The organism is Psychromarinibacter sp. S121 (assembly GCF_049801035.1).
Classification (GTDB): domain Bacteria; phylum Pseudomonadota; class Alphaproteobacteria; order Rhodobacterales; family Rhodobacteraceae; genus Psychromarinibacter.
In genome coordinates, this window is record NZ_JBNAGE010000001.1 from 235535 (window position 1) to 257194 (window position 21660).

Genomic DNA, 21660 nt, shown 5'->3' on the forward strand with positions numbered 1-21660 from the left:
ATGGCGGCCGGCGTTGACCGGCAGCGGCGTCCGAATGGTCGACGCCGGTTTCGGTTTCGGGCTTGTTTCTCGCCTATTGGCAGGTGTGCCCGCCGTCGATCACAAGGCTTGCGCCGGTCATGAACCGCGACGCGTCCGAGGCAAGGTAGACGGCCAGCGCCCCCAGATCCTTCGGCGTGCCCCATGTCCCCATCGGGATATCGGCGATCAGCCCGTCGATGATCTCGGGCTTCACCTCTTTCCAGTGTTCGTTCTGTTCGGTGCCGAACAGGCCCGGGCAGATCGCGTTCGCGGTGATGCCGTACTTGGCCCAGTCGACGGCCAGCGTGCGGGTGAACTGCTTCACGGCGGCCTTGGCGGTCTCATAGTGCCGCCCGCCGATGCCGCGCCCGGCGATCATCGCGTTGATCGACGCGATATTGATGATCCGCCCGCCCTTGCCGGCCTCGATCATCGCCTTGCCCAGAATGCGCGAGCAGACGTAGGTCGAGGTCAGGTTCAGGTCCATGTACTTGCGCCAAGTCTCAAGATCGAGATCCTCGGTCTGCACGTTCACGAACCGGCCGCCGACGTTGTTCAGCAGAATGTCGAACCCGCCGATCTCGGCCACGGCCTTGTTGCAGACGTCCTCGCACTGGCCGATGTCGCCAAGATCGGCCTCCAGCGTCCACGCGGTGCGGCCCAAGGCGCGGATATCCTCGGCGGTCTTCTGAAGCGAGTCGGACGGGCGTGCCACAAGCGCGACGTCCACGCCGCCCTCTGCCAGCGCCAATGCCATCTCGCGGCCCAGCCCGCGGCTTCCGCCGGTGATGAATGCGCGCTTGCCGGACAGATCGAAACAATAACTCATCGGACCCCCATGTCGGTCGTTGGCGCAGCGCCCCTCGGGGCCTGCGCGGTATGTCGTGCGGATCGCGCCGCGGTTCATTCTCGGCGGATGTCGCCGCCCGAGTGCGGGGAAGGCGAGGCTGCCGGCGACCTTCCGGAACGCCCGAACTTTCGTCAGGCAAACTCTGTAATTCGGCTACATGCCTGTCAAGAGATTCGGATGTACCAGAAAATGGGCAATTATTCAGATGCTTAAGAAGGCATCATTTGTGTAGTTTTCCAAGATGCTTGACCGGCTGGTCAGGCTCAGCAACGATGCAAAGCACCATTTGGGAGCACTGTATGGCCGGTATTCCTTCTTCCGGAGAAGCGCAGGCAAAGCGCGGGCAGGTCACCGATATCCTCGGCAGGATCAAGGACCGGCTCGACGACCTGAGTTCGGCGGAAAGGAAGGTGGGCGTCGCGGTGTTGTCCGATGTGCGGCAGGCCGTCGATGAAAGCATTGCCAGCCTCGCCGGGCGGGCCGGGGTCAGCGAACCGACGGTGACCCGTTTCTGCCGCGCCATCGGGTGTCGCGGGGTTCGCGACTTCAAGCTGAAGCTGGCGCAAAGCCTTGCCGTTGGTGAGCTTTATCTCGACGCCGACCAAGGCGACGAACCGGCGACGCAGGACGAAAGCCTGCCCGCCTTCTGGAGCCCGATCCTCGTCGATGCGCACGATGCGTTGCGCGAGGTGGAGCGTCGGATTTCCCCCGCCTCGATCCAGTCCGCGGCGGACGCCATCGCGGGTGCGCGTCAGGTGATGACCTTCGGGCTTGGCGGCAGCGCGGCGACGCTGGCGGAAGAGGCGCAGTACCGGCTGTTTCGCTACGGCGTCCGGGTCTCGTGCTGTCAGGACCCTTACGTGATGCGGATGACCGCCGCCACGCTGGGGCCAGAGGACGTGGTGCTTGCCATCTCCGCCTCGGGCCGGACCGAGGAATTGGTCGAGGCCGTCGAGCTTGCCCGCGACTACGGCGCCACGACCATCGCCATCACCGCCGTCGGAAGCCCACTGGCAGAGGCGGCGGATCACGCGCTGACCGTCGCCATCGCCGAGACGCGGGATACGCTGACCCCCACCTCGGTGCGCTTCGCCTTTCTCGCGTTGATCGACCTGTTGTCGGCGGCCACCGGCTATACGCTTGGGCCGAAAGCGCGCGAAAGCCTGCGGCGGATCAAGTACACGATCGTCCGGCGGCGCGGCGGCGGCACGATGGAGCCCTTGGGAGACTGACGCGTCTTCGGGGTTCTGACCGGTCCAAACAGGCAAAACCGCGCGGGGCAGGTGCGTTTTTCCTTGAGAGCTGAAACATGAATCAGTATTCATGATCCATGTCGGGACCCAGCGCACCCAAGACCAAGCGAGGCGCCGCGCGGCGCGAGGCGCTTTTGCGCGCGGCAGAGGCCGTGATCGGCGAGCAGGGCTTCGCCGCCTCGTCCATCGCAGACATCACCCGCCGGGCCGAAACCGCGCTGGGAACCTTCTACATCTACTTCTCCAGCAAGGAAGAGGTGTTCCGCGAGTTGGTGCTGGAAATGGGCCGCCTGACCCGTGGCGGCGTCACGCAGGCGGTGCAGGGGGCGTCGAACCGGCTAGAGGCCGAGAAGGCCGGTCTGCGCGCCTTCCTCCAGTTCGCCGCCGACCGTCCGGCGCTGTACCGCATCGTCGAGGAAGCGCGCTTTATCGACCCCGAGGTCTATCGCGCGTATTACGACAGCTTCGGAAGGGCCTATGCCGCCCAGCTGAAGCGCGCTCAGGAGAAAGGCGAGATCGGCCCCGGCGACCCCGAAGTCCGCGCCTGGGCGTTGATGGGCATGGCGATCAAGCTGGGCGAACGCTTTGTCCTGTGGGAAGTAAAACCCGACATCGACCACGTGGTCGAGGACGCCTTCGCGATGATCCGGGATGGGCTTGCTCCCTGACTGGCCCCTGACTGGCCCCTGAAACGCCGTTGCGGCACTTCATGCGTGCCCCATGGACCGGTTAACAGAATCGCTCGAATATGCGCGCCATGTTCGACCGTGTCCCAGACATGGCCGCCAAGCGCGCCGAGATCAGCCCGAACGCCGTCGCCTTCCGCGACGCGGGGACCGGGCGTGACTGGACGTTCGCCGAGGTCGACCGCGCCGCCTCGGGCATGGCGCGCGGTCTGAGCGAGGCGGGATACGTCCCCGGCGACCGGCTGGCGATCATCTGCCATAACCGCGCCGAGTTCTTCATCGCGCTGTTCGCCTGCCAGAAAACCGGCGTCATCCTCTGTCCGCTGAACTGGCGCCAGCCCCTGCGGGAACTGGTCGTCACGATCCGCCCCGCCGCGCCGAAGGGGGTGCTGCACGACGCGATCCACACCCGCCGCGCCCGTGCCCTGGCGGCGGCCAGCGGCATGGCCGTCCACGGGATCGAAACCGACATGGCCCGCTGGATGCGGATGGAACCGTCGGGCCCGGCACAGGCCATCGACGGCAGCCGCCCGTGGTATCTGCTGTTCACGTCGGGCACCACCGGTCGGCCCAAGGCGGTCATCAACACCGCCCGCATGGCTTGGGCCAACACGGTCAACATCGGGCAGGCGGTGGGGCTGACCGCCCGCGACGCCACGGTGAACTTCCTGCCACTGTTCCACACCGCCGGGATCAACCTTTACACGCTGCCCGCTTTCCTGACCGGCGCCGTGACAACGATCCTGCCGCGTTTCGACGCGCCCGCGTTGCTGTCGCTGCTGGCGAAAGGAGAGGTGACCCAGTTCTTCGGCGTCCCCGCGATCTATCAGGCGTTCAGCCTGTCGCCGGGCATCGACACCGTGAACTGGTCCCGCATCCGCTTCGGCTGCGGCGGCGCACCGTTGTCGGAACCCCTGATCCGCTTCTTCGCCGCCCGTGGCGCGCGGGTGCTGAATGGCTACGGCCTTACCGAAAGCGGCCCCACCGTGTTCCTGATGGACCCGGACCATGCCGAGGCCAAGATCGGCTCCGTCGGGCGCGCGCAGATGTTGAGCGAGGTGCGGCTTCTGGGCGTGCCCGACGGCTCGGGCGCGGCGGGCGAGGTGCTGATGCGCGGGCCGAACATCACGCCGGGCTACTACAACGACCCGGCATCGACCGAGGCGGCGTTCGATGCGGATGGCTGGCTGCGCACCGGAGATGTCGGGCGGTGGGACGCGGACGGCTATTTCCACCTCGTCGACCGAATCAAGGACATGTTCATCTCGGGCGGCGAAAACGTCTATCCGGCCGAGGTTGAACGTATCCTGAACGACCATCCTTCGGTTCTGGAATCCGCGGTGGTCGGTGTTCCCGACGACCGCTGGGGCGAGGTTGGCGCGGCCTTCCTGATCGCCCGGCCCGCCGCCGTGCCTGATCCGGCAGAGCTTCAGGCGTGGTGCCGCGACCGGCTTGCCGCCTACAAGGTGCCGAAGCTGGTGAACCTGCTCGACGACTTCCCGCGCACGCCCGCCGGCAAGGTCCGCAAGCCCGACCTGCGGAAGCTGCTGACGTGAAGCTGTCGCTGTCCGAAACCTGGGATCCGACGCAGGAAGAGTTCGACGCGTTCGCGCGGCTGTCCGGCGATGCGAACCCGATCCATGTCGACCCGGACTTCGCCGCCGCCACGCCGTTCGGGCGTACGGTCAGCCACGGAATGCTGATCTACGCGAAGCTGTGGTCGATGCTGACCCGCGCCCGTCCCGAAACGCGGCACGTGGCGCAGGACATGATGTTCCCGGCCCCATGTTTCGCGCGCGAAACAATTTACCTTACGGTAACGGGCGAGGCGCCCGGCTCGGTCGACCTTGTCGCGGCACGCGAGGACGGGACCAATGTCTTCACCGGCAGGGCCGATCTCGCATGATCAAGGTGGGGCAGGCGGCGGAAACGCGGCGCAGGTTCGCGCCGGAGGAACTGGCGGTGTTGGGGGTGGAAGGCAGGGTGCCCGAGCCGCTGCTGGCCACGATGATCTCGACGCTGCTGGGGATGCACCTGCCGGGGCAGGGGACGAATTACCTCAAGCAGGAGCTCGCCTTCCCGCAGACCGCACCGCCGGACGCCGAGATCGTCGCACGGGTCGAGGTGACGCGGCTGCGCCCCGAGACGCGGCTTGTCGACCTGTGGGCCACCTGCCATGCGGACGGTGTACTCGTCTGCGAGGGGCGGTCGCTGGTCAAGGCGGGGGGTGACGCGATCTTCTAGAAGATCGCGCCCCTTCACCGCCCCGAGCGCAGGCGTCCCACGATGCCGGTCGGGAAGAAATAGACGCTGAGGATGAACAGCACGCCCAGCCACAGAAGCCAGCGGTCCGGGTCCAGCAGGTTCGGGATCAGCGGCAGCGCCTCGGTCGCCTCCGAGGCGACGCCCATCAGCGATTGCAGATAGTTCTGCGCCAGCACGAAGATCGTCGCGCCCAGCACCGCGCCGTACATCGTGCCCATGCCGCCGATCACCACCATCAGCAGGATGTCCAGCATGATCTCGAAGCTCAGCGTGGTGTCCGGCCCGACATAGCGCAGCCAGATCGCGAAAAGGCTGCCCGCGATGGCCGCGACCGCCGCAGACAGGCAGGTCGCCGTCACGCGGTACCAGACCACCCGATAGCCAATCGCCTCGGCGCGGAAGTCATTCTCGCGGATCGCCTGAAGCACCCGTCCGAAGGGCGAGTTCACGATACGCAGCAGCAGCAGGAACAGGATCAGGCAGGCGAAGAACACGAGGTAGTAGTTCAGCAGCTTGCCGTTGATCCGGACGCCGAACAGTTCTCCCAGCCGGAAGGCGGGGGTCAGTTCGCGGGGGATTTGGTAGTTCAGCCCGTCCTCGCCCCCGGTCAGGCCCGACATCTGGCTGACCAGCACGGCGACCGCCGACGCGACCGCCAGCGTGATCATCGCGAAAAAGATCGCCCGCACCCGCAACGAGAACAGCCCGATCACCAGCGCCAGCGCCGCCGCCGCCAGCGCGCCCGCGACGGTGCCGGTCAGAAGCGCGCCCCATCCCCGGCCCATGTGGACCGAGGCCAGCGCCACGCCGTAGGCGCCAAGGCCGAAGAACATCGTGTGCGCGAAGCTGACGATGCCGGTATAGCCCAGAAGCAGGTCGTAGCTTGCCACCAGCACGATGAAGATGCAGATCCGCGCCGCCGTCTCCAGCGACCGGACGCCGGGGAACAGGAAGGGCGCCAGCGCCAGCGCCACAAGGATCACCAGCAGCAGGACGGTCAGGACGGTAGAGCGGGGCTTGTCGCCGGAAAGCAGTCTGGTCAGCATGTCACTTCGCCTTCACCACCGGCATCATCCCCTGCGGCCGCCACATCAGCACCGCGGTCATCAGCCCGATGTTCGAGATCAGCGCCAGCTTGGGTTCGAGAAACGCGATGTAGTTCTGCAGCAGGCCCACCAGCAGCGCGCCGATGAACGCGCCCTCGACCGAGCCGAGCCCGCCGATGATCACCACGATGAACACGAGGATCATCATCTCTTCGCCCATCCCCGCCGTGATGACCTCTTGGTACAACCCCCACATCACCCCGCCGAGGCCGGCCAGCGCCGAGCCTGCGACGAAGACACCGATGAACACCAGCCGCAGACGGTAGCCAAGCGCCTCGACCATCTCGCCGTTCTGGACGCCCGCGCGGACGATCAGGCCGATCTTGGTGCGCCGCAGCACCAGCCGCATGGCGACGAACAGCACCAGCCCGACGACGACGGCCAGCACGCGGTAACGCTCGATGGCCGCGCCCGCGAAGGTGAAGGCGCCTTTCAGGGTCTCGGGGCGGTTGAGGAAGATCTCTTCCGGGCCCCAGACCACGTGGATCAGCTGTTCGATCACGATCAGCCCGCCCACGGTGACGAGGATCTGCTTGAGGTGCGCGCCATAGACCGGGCGGACGATCACCCGCTCGAAGCCCCATCCCAATGCGCCGGTCACGCACATGGCGGCGATCACCGCGAGAAGAACGGCGGCGACGTTCAGCATCAGCGACGGCGCGCCGGTCCAGCTTCCCAGCCAGATCAGCACGGTGATGCCGACGAAGGCGCCCACCGAGATGAATGCGCCGTGGCCGAAGTTGATCACGTCCATCAGGCCGAACACCAGCGTCAGGCCCGAGGCCATGATGAAGATCATCATCCCCATGGCGAGGCCCGATACCGTCAGCGTCAGCCAGCTGGACGTCGACCCGATGGCAAGGAAACCCAGCACCACCAGCACCGGGATCAGCAGGTAGGGCGCGGCCTTGCCGATCCGGTCGGACAGCGACAGGTCGGCGAAGGTCGGTTTGTGGTCGGGGGCGGCGGTCATCAGTGCGCCTCCATGCTCAGGCCCATCAGGCGCTCTTGCAGTTCGGCGCTGGCGGAGAGTTCCGCCATTTCGCCGGTCCAGACGATGCGGCCGTCGTCCATCACGGCGGCGGTGTCCCCCAGCGCCTTGGCGACCGAGAAGTTCTGTTCCACCAGCAGCACCGACGCGCCCTGCTTCTTCAGGTCGCGCAACGCGCCCGCCATGGTCGAGACGATGGCGGGCGCGAGGCCCTTGGTCGGTTCGTCGATCAGGTACAGCTTGCGCTCTTCCGCCATCGCGCGGGCGATGGACAGCATCTGCTTCTGGCCGCCCGACAGGTTCCCGGCCTCGGACCGCCAGAAGGTCTTCAGCGGCGGGAAAGCGGCGAAGATCCAGTCGAGCCGCGCCTTGTCCAGCGGGCCGGAGGCGGCGGCCAACACCATGTTCTCCTCGACCGTGAGGTCGGTGAAGATGCCCATGTCCTCGGGGACGAAGCCGATGCCGGCGCGGGCGCGGGCGGGCGTCGGGATGCCGGTGATCTCGGCCCCGTCAAAGGTGATCGCGCCGGACTTCGCCTGCCAGTGGCCGATGATGGTGCGCAGCGTCGTGGTCTTGCCGACGCCGTTGCGGCCCAGCAGCATCGTCACCTGCCCGCGCGGCACGTCGAGGTCGACGCCCTGCAGGATGTGGTACTGCGCGATGTCGGTGTGGACGCCCTGCAATGACAGGATCGGATCAGACATCGGTCAGCTCCCGGCCCATGTAGGCCTCTTGTACCACGTCCGAGGCCATCACCTCTGCCGGGTCGCCATCGGCGGCAAGCGCGCCGTTGTGCAGCACGATGATGCGGTCGGCGAGGGTGCGGATCACGTCCATCTTGTGCTCGACCAGCAAGATGGTGCGGTCGGTGTCGTGTTTCAGCTCGGCGATCAGGTCCAGCACGACCGGCGCTTCGTCGACGCTCATCCCGGCGGTGGGCTCGTCGAACATGTACACGGCGGGGTCCAGCGCGATCAGCATCGCGACCTCCAGCTTGCGCTGGTTGCCGTGGCTGAGTTCCGAGACTTTCTGGTCCCTCAGCCCGTCCAGCCGGACACGTTCCAGAACCGCCATCGCGTGGGTGGTCAGTTCGACATGCGACTCCGCCATCGAGAACAGGCCGAAGCCCTTGCGCTGGTGCGCCTGTATCACGAGGCGGACGTTTTCCAGCACGGACAGGTCGGGAAACAGGTTGGTCAGCTGGAACGCGCGGCCCAGCCCCTTGCGGCAGCGCTCGGCGACAGAGGTGCGGGTCACGTCCTCGCCCATCAGGCGGACGGTCCCGGCGGTCGCGGCGATCTGGCCGGAAATCAGGTTGAAATAGGTGGTCTTGCCCGCGCCGTTGGGGCCTACGATGGCGGTCAGCTGCCCTGCGTGGAAGGCGCAGGTCACGGCGTCGACCGCGACGTGGCCGCCGAAGCGGACGGTCAGGCCATCGGTTTCCAGAAGGGTCTGGGTCATGGGGGCTTTCGGCTGCGGGTTTTGGGCTGCGGGTTTTCGGCTGGAACCGGAAAAGGGAAGGGCGCGCGGTCGGAGGCCGCGCGCCCTGAGAACGCGATCAGTTGTTGATCGGGATGTCCATGTCGTCGATGCCAAGTTCGCGGACCAGCACCGGGACGCCATAGTCCTTGCCGTCCTGCACCTCGGTCACGAAGTGGTACATCGTCTGCAGCGCCTGATGGTCTTCGGGGCGGAACATCATGGTGCCTTTCGGCGTATCCCACTCCATGCCTTCCATCGCTTCGATCAGCGCCTCGGTATCCTCGTAGGTGCCGGCCTTCTTGATGGCCTCGACGATGGCGATCCCCGCGGCCATGCCGCCGGCGGTGAAGAAGTCGGGCGGGGTGCCGTAGCGCTCCATGTGCTCGGTCACCAGCCAGTCGTTCACGTCGTTCTGCGGGATCTCGTAATAGTAGTAGGTCGCGCCTTCCATGCCGGGCAGTTCCTTGTAGGCGGTCAGCGCCGCAAGGATGTTGCCGCCCGTGGCGATCTCGATGCCGAAGCGCGAGGGGTCCATCGCGTTGATCTTCGACATCGGGTTGCCGCCGCCGGCCCAGATGATGAACAACTTCTTCTCGCCCTCGACATCGGCCATGGCGTTGAAGATGCGCTCTGCCGCCGCGGTGAAGTCGGTGGTGTCGGTCGGCACGTATTCCTCGTGCGCCAGCGTCGCGCCGGTGGCTTCCAGCGCGGTCTTGAACGCCGCCACGCCGTCACGGCCAAAGGCGTAGTCCTGCGCCAGCGTCGCGATGGTCACGCCTTCGCCGCCAAGCGCCACGGCGTTCGCGATGGCGTCCTGCGACGAGTTGCGGCCGGTGCGGAAGATATAGCGGTTCCAGTTGGCGCCAGTGATCGAGTCGGCTACCGCCGGTTCCACGATCAGCAGGCGTTCGTATTCTTCGGCCACGGGCAGCATCGCCAGCGCCACGCCCGAACTGACCGGGCCGACCGCGATATGCGCGTCGTCGTCGCCATAGGCTTCGGCCAACACGGCCTTGCCGATGTCGGGCTTCAGCTGGGTGTCCTTCTCGATCACGACGATCGGCTCGCCGTCGATCTCCATCGTGCCGCCGGTGGCGTATTCCAGCCCCAGCATCAGGCCGATGTGCGACTGCTCGGCGTAAGCCTCAAGCGCGCCGGTCTTGCCGTAAACGTGGGCGATGCGGATTTCTGCGAAAGCCGGGCTGGCGAGCAGCAGCGCCATGCTTCCGGCTGCAAGGATCTTTCTCATCCTGGACTCCTCCCTGTCAGGTCCGATGATACTGGTAAATTGTGAAACATGAATCAGCATTCACGTCAAGAACGCAGGCGCGGGCGGGTCTGCCGGATTTTGCCCGCGACAGGGGCACGCGGGCGAAAGTGTCCGCACTTGGTGCTGCGTTCTTGTGCGGTCGGGGCGAGTTATGCCAATGATTTAGACATGGAGGGCGGCCTGCCACGCCGCCGCCATGCCGCGCTTGCGTCGGGCGGGCGAATTTTTACCGTTTGGACAAGCTCTTGAAGGGCCGTCCATTTTGACTTGGGGGATCATCTGACATGTCGAAAATTCTCGTACCCGCGCCGGTCTCGCGCCGCCGCTTCCTTGCCGGTTCGGCCACCGCACTTGCAGCGGCGGGCGCCCTGTCGCCGTCGAAGCTTTGGGCGCAGGAGACGCTCAAGGTCGCCGGCATCTACACAGTGCCGGTCGAACAGCAGTGGGTCAGCCGCATCCACATCGCCGCGCTGGCGGCGCAGGAGCGTGGCGACATCGAGTACACCTACTCGGAAAACACCGCCAACACCGACTATCCGCGCGTGATGCGCGAATATGCCGAGCAGGGCTATGGCCTGATCGTGGGCGAGATCTTCGGCGTCGAGCAGGAAGCCCGCGAGGTCGCCGCTGACTATCCTGACGTGGCCTTCCTGATGGGCTCGTCCTTCAAGGAAGACCCGTCGATCCCGAACCTTGCGGTGTTCGACAACTACATTCAGGACGCCAGCTATCTGTCCGGTATCATCGCGGGCGCGATGTCCGAGACCGGCAACATCGGCATGGTCGGCGGCTTCCCGATTCCGGAAGTGAACCGGCTGATGCACGCCTTCATGGCGGGCGCGAAAGAGATGAACCCGGACATTACCTTCCAGGTGTCGTTCATCGGCTCGTGGTTCGATCCGCCCAAGGCGAAGGAAACCGCCTTTGCGATGATCGAGAACGGCGCCGATATGCTGTACGCCGAACGCTTCGGCGTGTCGGACGCGGCCAAAGAGCGTGGACTGCTGGCGATCGGCAACGTGATCGACACGCAGGCCGACTATCCCGAAACCGTCGTCGCCTCGGCGCTGTGGCATTTCGAGCCGACGCTGGACGCCGCAATCGCCGCCGTGAAGGCGGGCGAGTTCACCGCCGCCGACTACGGCGTCTATTCCTTCATGAAGGAAGGCGGCTGTTCGCTGGCGCCGCTGGGCACCTTTGAAGGCAAGGTGCCGGAAGAGGCGATGGCGCTGGTCACCGAGAAGGAAGCCGCGATCAAGGCGGGCGAGTTCACCGTCGAGATCAACGACGAAGAACCGAAGTCGATGTGACCATGGAAGGCGCAGGTCCGGCGCAGCCCGTCCTGCGCCTTACCGATATTACAAAGCACTTTGGCCCCGTCGTCGCGAACGACGGGGTCTCGTTCGATCTGCACCGGGGCGAGGTCATCGCGCTGCTGGGCGAGAACGGTGCGGGCAAGACCACGCTGATGAACATCCTGTTCGGCCAGTACACCGCCGACGCGGGCCACGTTGAACTGTTCGGCGAGCGTCTGCCGCCGGGCCGTCCGCGCGCCGCGCTGGATGCGGGCGTCGGGATGGTTCACCAGCATTTCACGCTCGCCGGGAACCTGACGGTCTGGGAAAACATCGTGCTGGGCGTCGACGGGCTGACCGCGCCGTCGCTGCGCCCCGCGAAGGCCAAGGCGCGCATCCGCGACCTGTCCGAACGGTTTCACCTGAAAGTCGACCCCGAGGTGCGGGTCGGCAGCCTGACGGTCGGCGAACGCCAGCGGGTCGAGATCCTGAAGGCGCTGTACCGGGATGCGAAGATCCTGATCCTCGACGAACCGACTGCCGTGCTGACCCCGCAAGAGACCGACGCCCTGTTCGCCACCCTGCGACAGGCGGTGGCGCAGGGGCTGTCGGTGGTCTTCATCAGCCACAAGCTGCACGAGGTGCTGGCCATCGCGTCGCGCGTTGTCGTGTTGCGGCATGGGCGGCTGGTCGCGGAACGCGAGACCAAGGGCGCCACGCGCGAGGAACTGGCGGCGCTGATGGTCGGCGCCGAGGTGACCGCGCCCAGCTTCGAGCCGACCGCACCGGGGCCGGTTCTCTTGTCGCTGAAGAACGTTACCACGACGGGCGAGGGGCGGGCGACCGGGCTTCGCAACGTGTCGCTGGATTTGCGGGCCGGGCAGATTACCGGGCTGGCCGGTGTATCCGGCAATGGGCAGGGCGCGCTGTCGGACCTGATCGCCGGGCTGGACAGCCCCGCCTCGGGCGAGATGTGGCTGGCTGGGGCGTTGCCGCGCAACTGGTCTCCGCGCACCGCCATCGCCGAGGGCATCGCCCGAATCCCCGAAGACCGGCATCACACCGGCACCATCGCCGACTTCAACCTTGTCGAGAACGCGGTGCTGGAAACCTACCGCACCACCTACAGCACGGGCGGCTGGATGAACTGGACGGATGCCCGGCGGTTCGCGGGCGATCTGATCGACAAGTACGACGTGCGCTGCCCCAGCCGGAACATCCGCATCCGCCTGCTGTCGGGCGGTAACATGCAGAAGCTGATCCTTGGCCGCGTGCTGGAAGGCGAACCGCGTATCATCCTTGCCAACCAGCCGGTGCGGGGGCTCGACATCGGGGCGGTGAACTATGTCCATGGGCAACTGGCCGAGGCGCGGGCGCGCGGGGCGGCGGTGCTGCTGATCTCGGAGGATCTCGACGAGATCCAGCGGCTGTCGGACGTGATCCACGTGATCTCGGAAGGGCGGCTGTCGCCCGCCTTCGCGCGTGGCACGATGAAGCCCGAGGAACTGGGTGCGTGGATGGCGGGCCACGGGTTCAAGGAGACGACCCATGCGGCTTGAACCGATCGAGGCGCCGGGCGTCGCGCGCCGCGTCCTGCCGCCCGCACTGGCGATCGTTGCGACCTTCGTGGTGGCCGCCGTGCTGGCGATGATCGCGGGCGGCGACCCGCTGCGGGTGTTCGGCGAGATCGTGAAGGGCGCGGTCGGATCGAAGTTCGCGCTGCTGGAGACGCTGAACCGCGCGACGCCGCTGATCTTCACCGGCCTTGCCGTCGCCGTCGCGTTCCGGGCGAAGCTGTGGAACATCGGCGCCGAGGCGCAGCTTTACGCGGGCGCCGTGGTGACGGTGGTGCTGGGAACCGGCGCGCTGACCCTGCCGGCGCCGGTGCTGCTGCCGCTGATCGGTGTCGCCGCCGCGCTGGCCGGAGCGCTGGTGCTGCTGGTGCCTGCGATCCTCAAGACCCGGTTCGGAGTGGACGAGGTGGTCACGACGCTGCTGTTCAACTTCATCTTCCTGCTGTTCGTGTCCTACCTGCTGGAAGGTCCGCTGAAGGATCCGATGGGCATGGGCTGGCCGAAATCGCCGCGCCTGATCGACGAGGCGCGTCTGCCCCGCATCGTCGAAGGCCTGCGGTTGCACTGGGGCTTCGCGCTGGCTCTGATCGCCGCCGTGGCGGTCTGGGTGATCCAGACCCGCACGACGCTGGGCTTCGAGATGCGCGCCGTGGGCCAGAACGCCGAAGCCGCGCGGTTCGCGGGGATGCCGGTGATGTCGGTGATCCTGAAGACGGCGCTGTTGTCGGGCGGCCTTGCCGCGCTGGCCGGGTTCTCCGAGGTGTCGGGGCTGAAGGGTTCGCTGACCTTGGACCTGTCGCCGGGCTACGGCTACACCGGCATAGTGGTGGCGATGCTGGCGCTGCTGCACCCCTTGGGCGTGGTCGTGGCGGCGTTGTTCGTCGCGGCGATCTTCGTGGGCGCGGACAGCATGAGCCGCGCGGTGGGCGTGCCGACCTACCTTGCCGACATCATGCTGGCGACGGCGCTGCTGCTGATGGTGCTGGCGATCCTTCTGACCAAGTTCCGGGTGCGGAGGGACTGATGGAATTCCTCGACATCCTTTTGTCCGCCAGCTTCTGGGCCGCCGCGATCCGCATCGCGTCGCCGCTGATCTTCGCCACTTTGGGAGAGCTGATCTGCGAACGCGCGGGTGTGCTGAACCTTGGGATCGAGGGGATCATGGTCGCAGGCGCCTTCGCAGGCTGGATCGCGGTCTGGGCGGGGCTGCCCCTGTGGGGCGGGGTGGCGGTGGCTTTCGCCACCGGCATGGCGCTGGGCTTCGTGCATTCGGTCCTGTCGGTGCCATTCGGCCTGTCGCAACACGTGGTCGGTGTGGGGCTGACCCTGCTGGCCACGGCGCTGACCTTCTACACCTACCGCGTGGTGTTGCCCGAGGTGTCCTCGCCGCCGAAGATCCAGGCCTTCACGGCGGTCGAGATCCCGGTGCTGTCGAAGATCCCGCTGATCGGCCCGGCGCTGTTCAACCAGACGCCGCTGACTTATGCGGCCTTCATCATGGTCGCCGTGGTGGCCTTTGTCCTGTACCGCACGCCGCTGGGGCTGGCGGTGCGGGCGGTGGGCGAGAACCCGGGCGCGGTCGCGGCGCAGGGCCTGTCGGTCACCGGCATCCGCATGGGCGCGGTGATCGTGGGCTCGGGCTTCATGGCGGTGGGCGGGTCGTTCCTGACGCTGTCGGCCTTCGACAGCTTCTTCTTCGACATGGTGAACGGGCGCGGATGGATCTGCATCGCGCTGGTGGTGTTCGGGGCGTGGAAGCCGGGCAAGGCGCTGCTGGGCGCGATCCTGTTCGCGGCCTTCGACGCGTTCCAGATCCGGCTGCAACAGACGAGCGTTGGGGCGTTCCTGCCGTATCAGGTGTTCCTCATGATGCCCTATATCCTGTCCATCCTCGCGCTGGTCGCCATGTCGCGCCGCGCGGAAGTCCCGGCGGCGCTGATGGTGCCGTTCAACAAAGGGGAGCGCTGATGTTCGATCTGCTGGTGAAGGGCGGCACGCTGCCCGACGGGCGCATGGCGGACATCGCCGTCTCGGGCGACCGCATCGCCGAGGTCGCGCCGAAGATCGACGCCGAGGCGCGCGAGGTGATCGACGCCACCGGCGATCTGGTCGCGCCGCCGTTCGTCGATCCGCATTTCCACATGGACGCCACGCTGTCTTACGGCCTGCCGCGCGTGAACGCCTCGGGCACTTTGCTGGAGGGCATCTCGCTGTGGGGCGAGCTGCGTGACCTTGCCACCGTCGACGAGATGGTCGAGCGCGCGTTGCGCTACTGCGACTGGGCGGTGTCGATGGGGCTTCTGGCGGTACGCAGCCACGTGGACACGACGCCGGACCACCTGAACACGGTGACCGCGATGCTGGAGGTCCGCGAGAAGGTGAAGCCCTATCTCGACCTGCAACTGGTGGCCTTTCCGCAGGACGGTCTGTACCGCGCGCCCACGGGCCGCGACAACGTGATCCGCGCGCTGGACATGGGCGTCGACGTGGTGGGCGGCATCCCGCATTTCGAGCGCACGATGCAGGACGGCGCGGCCTCGGTCCGCGACCTGTGCGAAATCGCGGCGGAGCGCGGCCTGCCCATCGACCTGCACTGCGACGAGACCGACGACCCCCACTCGCGCCATGTCGAGACGCTGGCTTACGAGGTGCAGCGGCTGGGCCTTGGGGGCAGGGCGACGGGCAGTCACCTGACCTCGATGCATTCGATGGACAACTACTATGTCTCGAAGCTTCTGCCGCTGATCGCCGAGGCGGGCGTCGCCGCGATCCCGAACCCGCTGATCAACATCGTGCTTCAGGGCCGGCACGACACCTTCCCGAAGCGGCGTGGGCTGACGCGGGTGAAAGAGATGCAGGCGCTGGGCATCGACGTCGGCTGGGGGCAGGATTGCGTGCTGGACCCGTGGTACTCGCTGGGCACCGCCGACATGCTGGACGTGGCTTTCATGGGACTGCACGTCGCCCAGATGACCCACCCCGACGAGATGGCGCGCTGTTTCACCATGGTGACCGAGACCAACGCGAAAATCATCGGACTGGACGGCTACGGGCTGGCGAAGGGCTGCACCGCCTCGCTGGTGGTGCTGGACGCCGCCGACCCGACAGAGGCGGTGCGGTTGCGTCCGTCCCGTCTGGCGGTGGTATCGAAGGGCAAGGTCGTGTCGCGCTCGGCGCGGGGCGACGGGAGCCTGACGATCCCCGGCCGCCCCGAGGCGGTGCGTCGCAGGCGCGGCGGCTGATATCAGGCGGTCGCGGCGAAGGGGCGGACGGGACGGCCCGCGACGGCGGCCTCGCACTGGGCGCGGATCAGGTGGATCTCGGCCTCGTGACAGGCGCAAAGCTGCTGCCAGCGGGTGTCATCCATGTCAGACGCGCGCCACGCGGACATGGTGACAAGGCACTCGGCCCCGCCCAGCCCGCAGACATCCGCCGGAACGATGCGGATCGAGATGCGCGGCACCATCGCGCCCGCGTCCCCCAGCAGGAAGTCGATCACGCCCCGCGCGGGGTCGGCGTCGATGGCGAAACGCGTCTCCGATCCATCGAACAGCGAGCGCCCCGCGTACACCCCCGGCGCGCCGGGGACGGGCGCGGTGTTCATGCAACCCAGCGACCAGCCGCCCAGCGCGATCGGGTCGGACAGGAAGCCGAACGCCGCCTCTGCGCCGACGGCCACGCGCGCCGTGACCGCGTGGCCGGTCTCTTGACGGTTCGTCGTCATGCAGCGGTCCGCAGGCGGGCCAGTTCCGCCAGCAGGTGATCGACACCCGCCGCCGTGGTGACCGAGCCGGGCGACAGCCGCAGGATGCGGCCCCGGCAGTCGGTGTAAAGCCCCGCGTCGCGCAATCCGGACACCACCGCCGACGGCTCGGGGCCCTCGGGCAGGCGCAGCATCACGCTACCGCCCCGGCGGGAGTCGTCGTCCGGGCTGACCGGGGTCAGGCCAAGATCGGGCGCGGCGTCGAGGATGCGCCGCGACAGGGCGCGGTTGTGGGCCAGCATCGCAGGCTGATCCTGCGCCGCGTTCCATTCCAGCGCCGGGACCGAGCCAAGGCAGGCCAGCGCCGAGGGGGTGCCGTGGTCGAACCGGCGCGCATCCGAGGCGAAGGTGAACGCGTCCAGATCCCACGAGAACGGGTTTTCCTGACTGAACCAGCCGCGCAACTCGGGGCGGCACTGTTCCAGCAGCGGGCGCGCGACATGCAGGATGCCCGCGCCCGAGGTGCCGCCCAGCCATTTGAGGCTGGTCGATACGGTGAAATCCACGAAGGGCGCATCGACGCGGTAGGGCAGCAGGCCGATGCCCTGCGTGACGTCCACGCCGACAAGGCTGCCCATCTTCCGCCCATGCGCCACCAGCGTTTCAAGATCGCAGCGGTGCGACGCGGTCGAGGTCACGAAGGTCAGCAGCGCCAGCCCCACGGTGTCGTCCCAAGCGGCGATCATGTCCTCGTCGCGGACCCAGCTTTCGCCGTCGCGCAGCGGCACCGTGCGCAGGGTGAAGCCCAGACGCGGCGCCATGCCCGCCAGCAGGAAGTGCAGGCTGGGGAAGCAGTCGCCCGCCACCAGCAGGCTGCGCCCGCGCAGGCGGTCCGCCGGCAGGCCGCCGATCAGGCTGAGAAGCGCGGTGGTCACGTTCTCGGCCGAGGTCAGCGTGCCGGGCTCGGCGCCGATCAACTGGCACCACAGGTCGATGAACCGCTGCCGCCCGCCCAGCACCTGCGGCCACTGGCTGTCGTCCGGCGTGCCCCAGATCTGCGCGTAGTCGCCCAGCGCCTTCGCCATCGCCTCGGACTTGCCGGGATACATGCCGATAGAGTGGTACAGGAAATAGCCCGAGCCGTCGGTTGTGGTTGTCATGGCGGGAAAGTCTCCGTCTTAGGGTAGTAGGGGTCAGAAGCCCATGAGGGTGGGCAGCCAAAGGCTGAGGCCGGGGAAGGCCGCGACGATACCGAGCGTGACGAGCGATACCAGAAGAAACGGCGCCGTCTCGCGCAGAAGCGGGATCAGACCGCAGCCCGCCAGCCGCTCGGCGGCGAACAGGCAAACGCCCAGCGGCGGGGTCAGCAGGCCGACGTTCAGGTTCAGGATCGCGATGACGCCGAAATGCAGCGGGTCGATCCCCGCGTGCATCGCGGCGGCGGACAAGAGCGGGCCGAACAGGATGATGACGGTCGTCGGGTCGATCACCATGCCCAGCACCAGAAGCACCGCGTTGAAGATCAGCATGGTGCCGAAATAGCCCAGCCCCATGCCCTCGATCTGGCCGCCGATCAGGCGCGGGACGTTCTCCATCCCCATCACCCACGAAAAGGCGGCGCCGCAGCCGACGATGATCAGCAGCTGTCCCGAGAACAGCGCCGACCGCCCGAACACCGGCCACAGGTCGCGCACCCGGATCGCGCGGTACAAGACCAGTGAGATCAGCGCGGCATACAGCGCGGCGACCGCCCCGGCTTCGGTCGGGGTCATCAGCCCGCCGAGCATGCCCGCAAGGATGATGACGGGCAGCATCAGCGGCAGGATCGCCTGCCCGGTGACGCGGGTCATCGCGCGCGGGCTGCGGTCCATCTCGACCGTCGGGAAGTTTTGCCGCCGCGCCTGCACCGCGATCAGCAGCATCTGCGCCACGCCGATCAGCAGGCCGGGCACCAGCGTCGCCGCCATCAGCGCCCCGATCGACAGGTCGGTCATCGACCCGTAGATCACCGCGATCAGTGACGGCGGCACCATCGGCCCGATGATCGAGGACGAGGCGGTCACGGCGGCGGCATAGGCGGCGGAATAGCCCTGCTGCACCATCGCGGGGATGAAGATCCGCCCCAGCGCGGCGATGTCGCCCAGCGCGACGCCGGTGATCCCGGCGAACAGGATCGACGCGCCCACGTTCACCTGCGCCAGCCCGCCGCGCATCCAGCCGAACAGGGCGTTGGCGAAAGAGACCAGCCGCTCGGTAATCCGTCCGGCGTTGACCAGTTCGCCTGCAAGGATGAACAGCGGCACCGCCATCAGCACGAAGCTGTCCATGCCCTGAAACACGCGTTCCGCGATCACCGGGAGGGCGTAGAAGTTGTCGGTGAACAGCGTCCACGCAAGAATGGCGGCGATCATCGACCAGGCCACGGGCAGCCCGAGGATCAAAAGCGCCACGAAACTGACGATGAGGACGGTAAGCGAGGCGGTCATTCGGCGGGCGGCCCGTAGACGATGCGCAGGACCGAGAAGCCCGCCGCGCAAAGGAAGGCCACCGGCATGACGGCATAGGGATAGGACAGGGGAATTCCCATGCCCGGGCTGTCCTGCCCGTGGGCGAACAGCATCGCGTCCAGCCCGTACCATGCAAGAACAAGGAAGACGGTCAGCGAGACGGTCTCCAGAACTGCCTCCAGCCCGCGTCGCGCGCCTGCCGAAAGGCGGCCGAAAGCGGCGGGCAGCAGGTCGATGCGGATGTTGGTGGCGTCACGCACGCCAAGGGCGGCGGCCATCATCGCCATCCAGATCATCGCGAACCGTGCGGTCTCTTCGGCGAACAGCGGCACGCTGCCGAAGACATACCGGCTGATCACCTGGAAGATGACCAGACCGGTCAGCGCCATCAGGCAGATGGCGACGAGGCCGCGCAGGGCCCCGTCGACAAGGTTCACGATCCGCATCATCGGCGCGGGGCTCACTCGGCGCCGGCGGCCGAGATGGCTTCGTCGATCAGCGCGGGCGTGTCGACGTTCTCGCGCAGCCACTCGATCGCGACCGGCTGCATGACCTCGGCGAAGGCCGCCTTGGCCGCGTCGTCCAGTTCAAGCACCTCGACGCCGTTCTCGCGGGCGAAGTCCACCGCGGCGCTGTCTTTCGCGCTCGACGTGTCGCGGTTGAAGGTGATCGCCGCTTCGGCCGCGGCCATGATCACCGCCTGCTTGTCTTCGTCGAGCCCCGAGAAGAACCCGTCGTTGATACCCAGCGGGCCGAAGGCATAGGTATGCCCGGTCAGCGACAGGTGCGGCTGCACCTCGTACAGCTTCACAAGGTTGAAAACGGTGACAGAGTTGTCCTGCCCGTCGACGACACCGGTCTTGAGCGAGGTATAAAGCTCGCTGAAGGCCACCGGCGCGGCAGAGGCGCCCAGTGCCTCGACCGGGATCGTGGCCAGCGGGCCAAGGACGCGCATCTTCAGACCCTCCATATCGGCGGGCGTGGCGATCGGCGTGCTGGCGCTGAAATGCTTGAAGCCACCGGATTCCCACCAGCCCAGCACCTTGATGCCGGTCTCTTCGCGCAGCGCTTCGGCCAGCGCGTCGCCGAACGCGCCGTCCAGCACCGCGCGGGCCTGTTCGACGCTCGAGAACAGGTAGGGCATATTCAGGATCTGGATATCGGGGAAGACCGTCGCGATGTTGCCGTCGGCGGCATCGCTCATCTGGATCACGCCCCGGCGCATCTGCGCCAGACGGTCGTTCGGCGCGCCCAGCGCACCGCCATAGACGATGTCCACGGTCATGTCGGAATTCGCTTCGACCTCGGCCTTGAAGGTCTCGTACATGCCGTTGATGAAGTCGAAATCGGCCATGCCCTCGGGCAGCGACAGCCCGACCTTGATGTCCTGGGCGAACGCGGGGATCGCGGCCGAAGTGGCGAGGGCGCCGGCGACGGCAAGCGCGCGGAAAAAGGTTCTCACGGGGGAACTCCCTGTTGATGGAGCCGGGCACATGGGTGCGCCTCGGGTGTTTCTTGGCGGTCTGCGCGTGACCCGCCTGCGCGGGTCGGGGCCTTGCGGTCCAGCACCGGAGGAGGACTGGCTGACGAGGGCCTGCGAAACCATACGAGCCGCCTGCGCGGCGCGAAAAGCCAAAAAATAATCAGGGTGATAACGCTTGGTTATCCCCTCATGTCTCGCCCGCGGCCACGGTCGCCTCGCCCAAGACTGTGCCCGAGACACCGCCCGAGACTGCGCCCGGCAACGCCCGCGCCGCGCGCGCCAGCCGGTCGGCCAGCGCCGCGGCGGCCGGGGTCAGCACGCTGGCGCGGCGCCGGATCAGGCACAGGTCGGCCCCCTGCATCCGCTCGGCGACCGGCACCTCGACCACGCCCACCGGCGCGGCGATGGAATGCACCATCTCCAGCGGGATCAGACCGACCAGATCGCTGGCCGAGACGGTGGTCATCAGCCCGGTGAAGGTCTCGCAGGTCACCATGCAGGTCGGTCTTGGCAGCCCCGCGCCATGCATCGCCGCCCGCAGCGCTTGCGCGGTGGCGCATTCCTGGGTGGGCAGCACCCACTCGGCCTCGGCCAGCGCCTCAAGCGAGGTCGCCCCGGCCAGCGGATGACCGATCCGAACCACCGGGGTCAGCGTGGTCGACAGCAGCGGCACCCGCAGAAGATCTTCGGGCCAGTTCTCTTCCGGCGCGGGCGAGATCGCGAAATCCAGCGCCCCCTCGCGCACCTGCGGCAGCAGGAAGGGATAGGCGCTGGCGGCCACCCGCACACGCACATCGGGCCATTCCTTGCGGAACCCGCTCATCACGCGCGGCATCAGCAACGTCGCGGGCATATGCGCCAGCGCCACCGAAACAGATCCGCGCCGCTCGCCCTTGATGTGGTTCAGCGTGTCGATCCCGGCCTTCAGTTCGGCATCCACCAGCCGCGCGTGCATCAACAGCGCCTGACCGTATTCGGTCAGCTCCGCGCCATGTACCGACCGGTCGAACAGCCGCACGTCCAGATCCGTCTCCAGCCGCTGCAACGCCTTGGTCACGGCGGGCTGGCTTAGCCCCAACGCCCGCGCGGCGCCGTGCTGGCTGCCGGTGTCGACGATGGCGAGAAATATCCTGAGCGGGTTCAGCTTCATGCCCCTGCGGTCCTTTCGGCCTTG

The 21660-nt window shown here is 67.2% G+C and carries 22 protein-coding genes; 10 read left to right on the top strand and 12 right to left on the bottom strand.

Features of this window, described 5'->3' with window-relative positions; genetic code table 11:
• Positions 1-73: 73 nt before the first annotated feature.
• On the bottom strand, positions 74-850 hold the full coding sequence (locus ACP156_RS01190; protein ID WP_425049453.1) for an SDR family NAD(P)-dependent oxidoreductase: 777 nt from the start codon (positions 848-850) through the stop codon (positions 74-76).
• 320 nt (positions 851-1170) lie between these two features.
• On the opposite strand from ACP156_RS01190, the gene ACP156_RS01195 reads away from it, so the two are divergent.
• From ACP156_RS01195 to ACP156_RS01215, 5 genes are all read left to right on the top strand, one after another.
• The gene (locus tag ACP156_RS01195) at positions 1171-2103 is read left to right on the top strand and encodes a MurR/RpiR family transcriptional regulator (RefSeq protein ID WP_425049454.1); all 933 of its coding nucleotides are present in this window, start codon (positions 1171-1173) and stop codon (positions 2101-2103) included.
• Between the two features lie 98 nt (positions 2104-2201).
• Positions 2202-2792 carry a TetR/AcrR family transcriptional regulator gene (locus ACP156_RS01200; protein WP_425049455.1) on the top strand — a complete coding sequence of 197 codons (591 nt, stop codon included), beginning with the start codon at positions 2202-2204 and terminating at the stop codon, positions 2790-2792.
• 89 nt (positions 2793-2881) lie between these two features.
• Positions 2882-4366, top strand: a complete 1485-nt coding sequence (locus ACP156_RS01205; RefSeq protein ID WP_425049456.1) for a class I adenylate-forming enzyme family protein — start codon at positions 2882-2884, stop codon at positions 4364-4366.
• Entirely contained in the window at positions 4363-4716 is a 354-nt protein-coding gene (locus ACP156_RS01210) for a MaoC family dehydratase (RefSeq protein ID WP_425049457.1), read from the top strand. Before ACP156_RS01205 ends, ACP156_RS01210 begins: the two co-directional genes overlap by 4 nt.
• Positions 4713-5054 (top strand): phosphate acetyltransferase, encoded by a 342-nt coding sequence (locus ACP156_RS01215; RefSeq protein ID WP_425049458.1) that lies wholly within the window; start codon positions 4713-4715, stop codon positions 5052-5054. Before ACP156_RS01210 ends, ACP156_RS01215 begins: the two co-directional genes overlap by 4 nt.
• Positions 5055-5068: 14 nt before the next feature.
• Here ACP156_RS01215 and ACP156_RS01220 read toward each other — a convergent pair whose 3' ends face one another.
• From ACP156_RS01220 to ACP156_RS01240, 5 genes are all read right to left on the bottom strand, one after another.
• Positions 5069-6121, bottom strand: coding sequence for a branched-chain amino acid ABC transporter permease (locus tag ACP156_RS01220; RefSeq protein WP_425049459.1), 1053 nt, complete (start codon positions 6119-6121; stop codon positions 5069-5071).
• A 1-nt stretch (position 6122) separates the two neighbouring features.
• The gene (locus ACP156_RS01225; protein WP_425049460.1) at positions 6123-7154 is read right to left on the bottom strand and encodes a branched-chain amino acid ABC transporter permease; all 1032 of its coding nucleotides are present in this window, start codon (positions 7152-7154) and stop codon (positions 6123-6125) included.
• Positions 7154-7876 carry an ABC transporter ATP-binding protein gene (locus tag ACP156_RS01230; protein ID WP_425049461.1) on the bottom strand — a complete coding sequence of 241 codons (723 nt, stop codon included), beginning with the start codon at positions 7874-7876 and terminating at the stop codon, positions 7154-7156. The genes ACP156_RS01225 and ACP156_RS01230 overlap by 1 nt, the downstream gene beginning before the upstream one ends.
• Positions 7869-8633, bottom strand: a complete 765-nt coding sequence (locus ACP156_RS01235; RefSeq protein ID WP_425049462.1) for an ABC transporter ATP-binding protein — start codon at positions 8631-8633, stop codon at positions 7869-7871. Before ACP156_RS01235 ends, ACP156_RS01230 begins: the two co-directional genes overlap by 8 nt.
• A 97-nt stretch (positions 8634-8730) precedes the next feature.
• Positions 8731-9903 carry a substrate-binding domain-containing protein gene (locus ACP156_RS01240; RefSeq protein ID WP_425049463.1) on the bottom strand — a complete coding sequence of 391 codons (1173 nt, stop codon included), beginning with the start codon at positions 9901-9903 and terminating at the stop codon, positions 8731-8733.
• A 305-nt stretch (positions 9904-10208) separates the two neighbouring features.
• Here ACP156_RS01240 and ACP156_RS01245 point away from each other — a divergent pair, with 305 nt between their 5' ends.
• Genes ACP156_RS01245 through ACP156_RS01265 form a run of 5 tightly spaced genes read left to right on the top strand, consistent with a single transcriptional unit; the run spans position 10209 to position 16035 of the window.
• Positions 10209-11234 carry a BMP family protein gene (locus ACP156_RS01245; protein ID WP_425049464.1) on the top strand — a complete coding sequence of 342 codons (1026 nt, stop codon included), beginning with the start codon at positions 10209-10211 and terminating at the stop codon, positions 11232-11234.
• Between the two features lie 2 nt (positions 11235-11236).
• Positions 11237-12778 (top strand): ABC transporter ATP-binding protein, encoded by a 1542-nt coding sequence (locus ACP156_RS01250; protein WP_425050801.1) that lies wholly within the window; start codon positions 11237-11239, stop codon positions 12776-12778.
• Positions 12768-13817 carry an ABC transporter permease gene (locus tag ACP156_RS01255; protein ID WP_425049465.1) on the top strand — a complete coding sequence of 350 codons (1050 nt, stop codon included), beginning with the start codon at positions 12768-12770 and terminating at the stop codon, positions 13815-13817. The genes ACP156_RS01250 and ACP156_RS01255 overlap by 11 nt, the downstream gene beginning before the upstream one ends.
• Positions 13817-14761 (top strand): ABC transporter permease, encoded by a 945-nt coding sequence (locus tag ACP156_RS01260; RefSeq protein ID WP_425049466.1) that lies wholly within the window; start codon positions 13817-13819, stop codon positions 14759-14761. Before ACP156_RS01255 ends, ACP156_RS01260 begins: the two co-directional genes overlap by 1 nt.
• The gene (locus ACP156_RS01265) at positions 14761-16035 is read left to right on the top strand and encodes an amidohydrolase family protein (protein WP_425049467.1); all 1275 of its coding nucleotides are present in this window, start codon (positions 14761-14763) and stop codon (positions 16033-16035) included. Before ACP156_RS01260 ends, ACP156_RS01265 begins: the two co-directional genes overlap by 1 nt.
• A 2-nt stretch (positions 16036-16037) precedes the next feature.
• On the opposite strand, the gene ACP156_RS01270 is transcribed toward ACP156_RS01265, so the two are convergent.
• The 6 genes from ACP156_RS01270 to ACP156_RS01295 form a co-directional block, all read right to left on the bottom strand.
• On the bottom strand, positions 16038-16517 hold the full coding sequence (locus ACP156_RS01270; RefSeq protein ID WP_425049468.1) for a hypothetical protein: 480 nt from the start codon (positions 16515-16517) through the stop codon (positions 16038-16040).
• Positions 16514-17656, bottom strand: a complete 1143-nt coding sequence (locus ACP156_RS01275) for an aminotransferase class V-fold PLP-dependent enzyme (RefSeq protein WP_425049469.1) — start codon at positions 17654-17656, stop codon at positions 16514-16516. Before ACP156_RS01275 ends, ACP156_RS01270 begins: the two co-directional genes overlap by 4 nt.
• Before the next feature lie 33 nt (positions 17657-17689).
• A complete protein-coding gene (locus ACP156_RS01280) occupies positions 17690-18982 on the bottom strand; it encodes a TRAP transporter large permease (protein ID WP_425049470.1) in 1293 nt (430 codons plus the stop codon).
• Positions 18979-19467, bottom strand: a complete 489-nt coding sequence (locus ACP156_RS01285; protein WP_425049471.1) for a TRAP transporter small permease — start codon at positions 19465-19467, stop codon at positions 18979-18981. Before ACP156_RS01285 ends, ACP156_RS01280 begins: the two co-directional genes overlap by 4 nt.
• The gene (locus tag ACP156_RS01290; protein ID WP_425049472.1) at positions 19464-20465 is read right to left on the bottom strand and encodes a TRAP transporter substrate-binding protein; all 1002 of its coding nucleotides are present in this window, start codon (positions 20463-20465) and stop codon (positions 19464-19466) included. Before ACP156_RS01290 ends, ACP156_RS01285 begins: the two co-directional genes overlap by 4 nt.
• A 208-nt stretch (positions 20466-20673) precedes the next feature.
• On the bottom strand, positions 20674-21636 hold the full coding sequence (locus ACP156_RS01295) for a LysR substrate-binding domain-containing protein (protein WP_425049473.1): 963 nt from the start codon (positions 21634-21636) through the stop codon (positions 20674-20676).
• Positions 21637-21660: the final 24 nt, after the last annotated feature.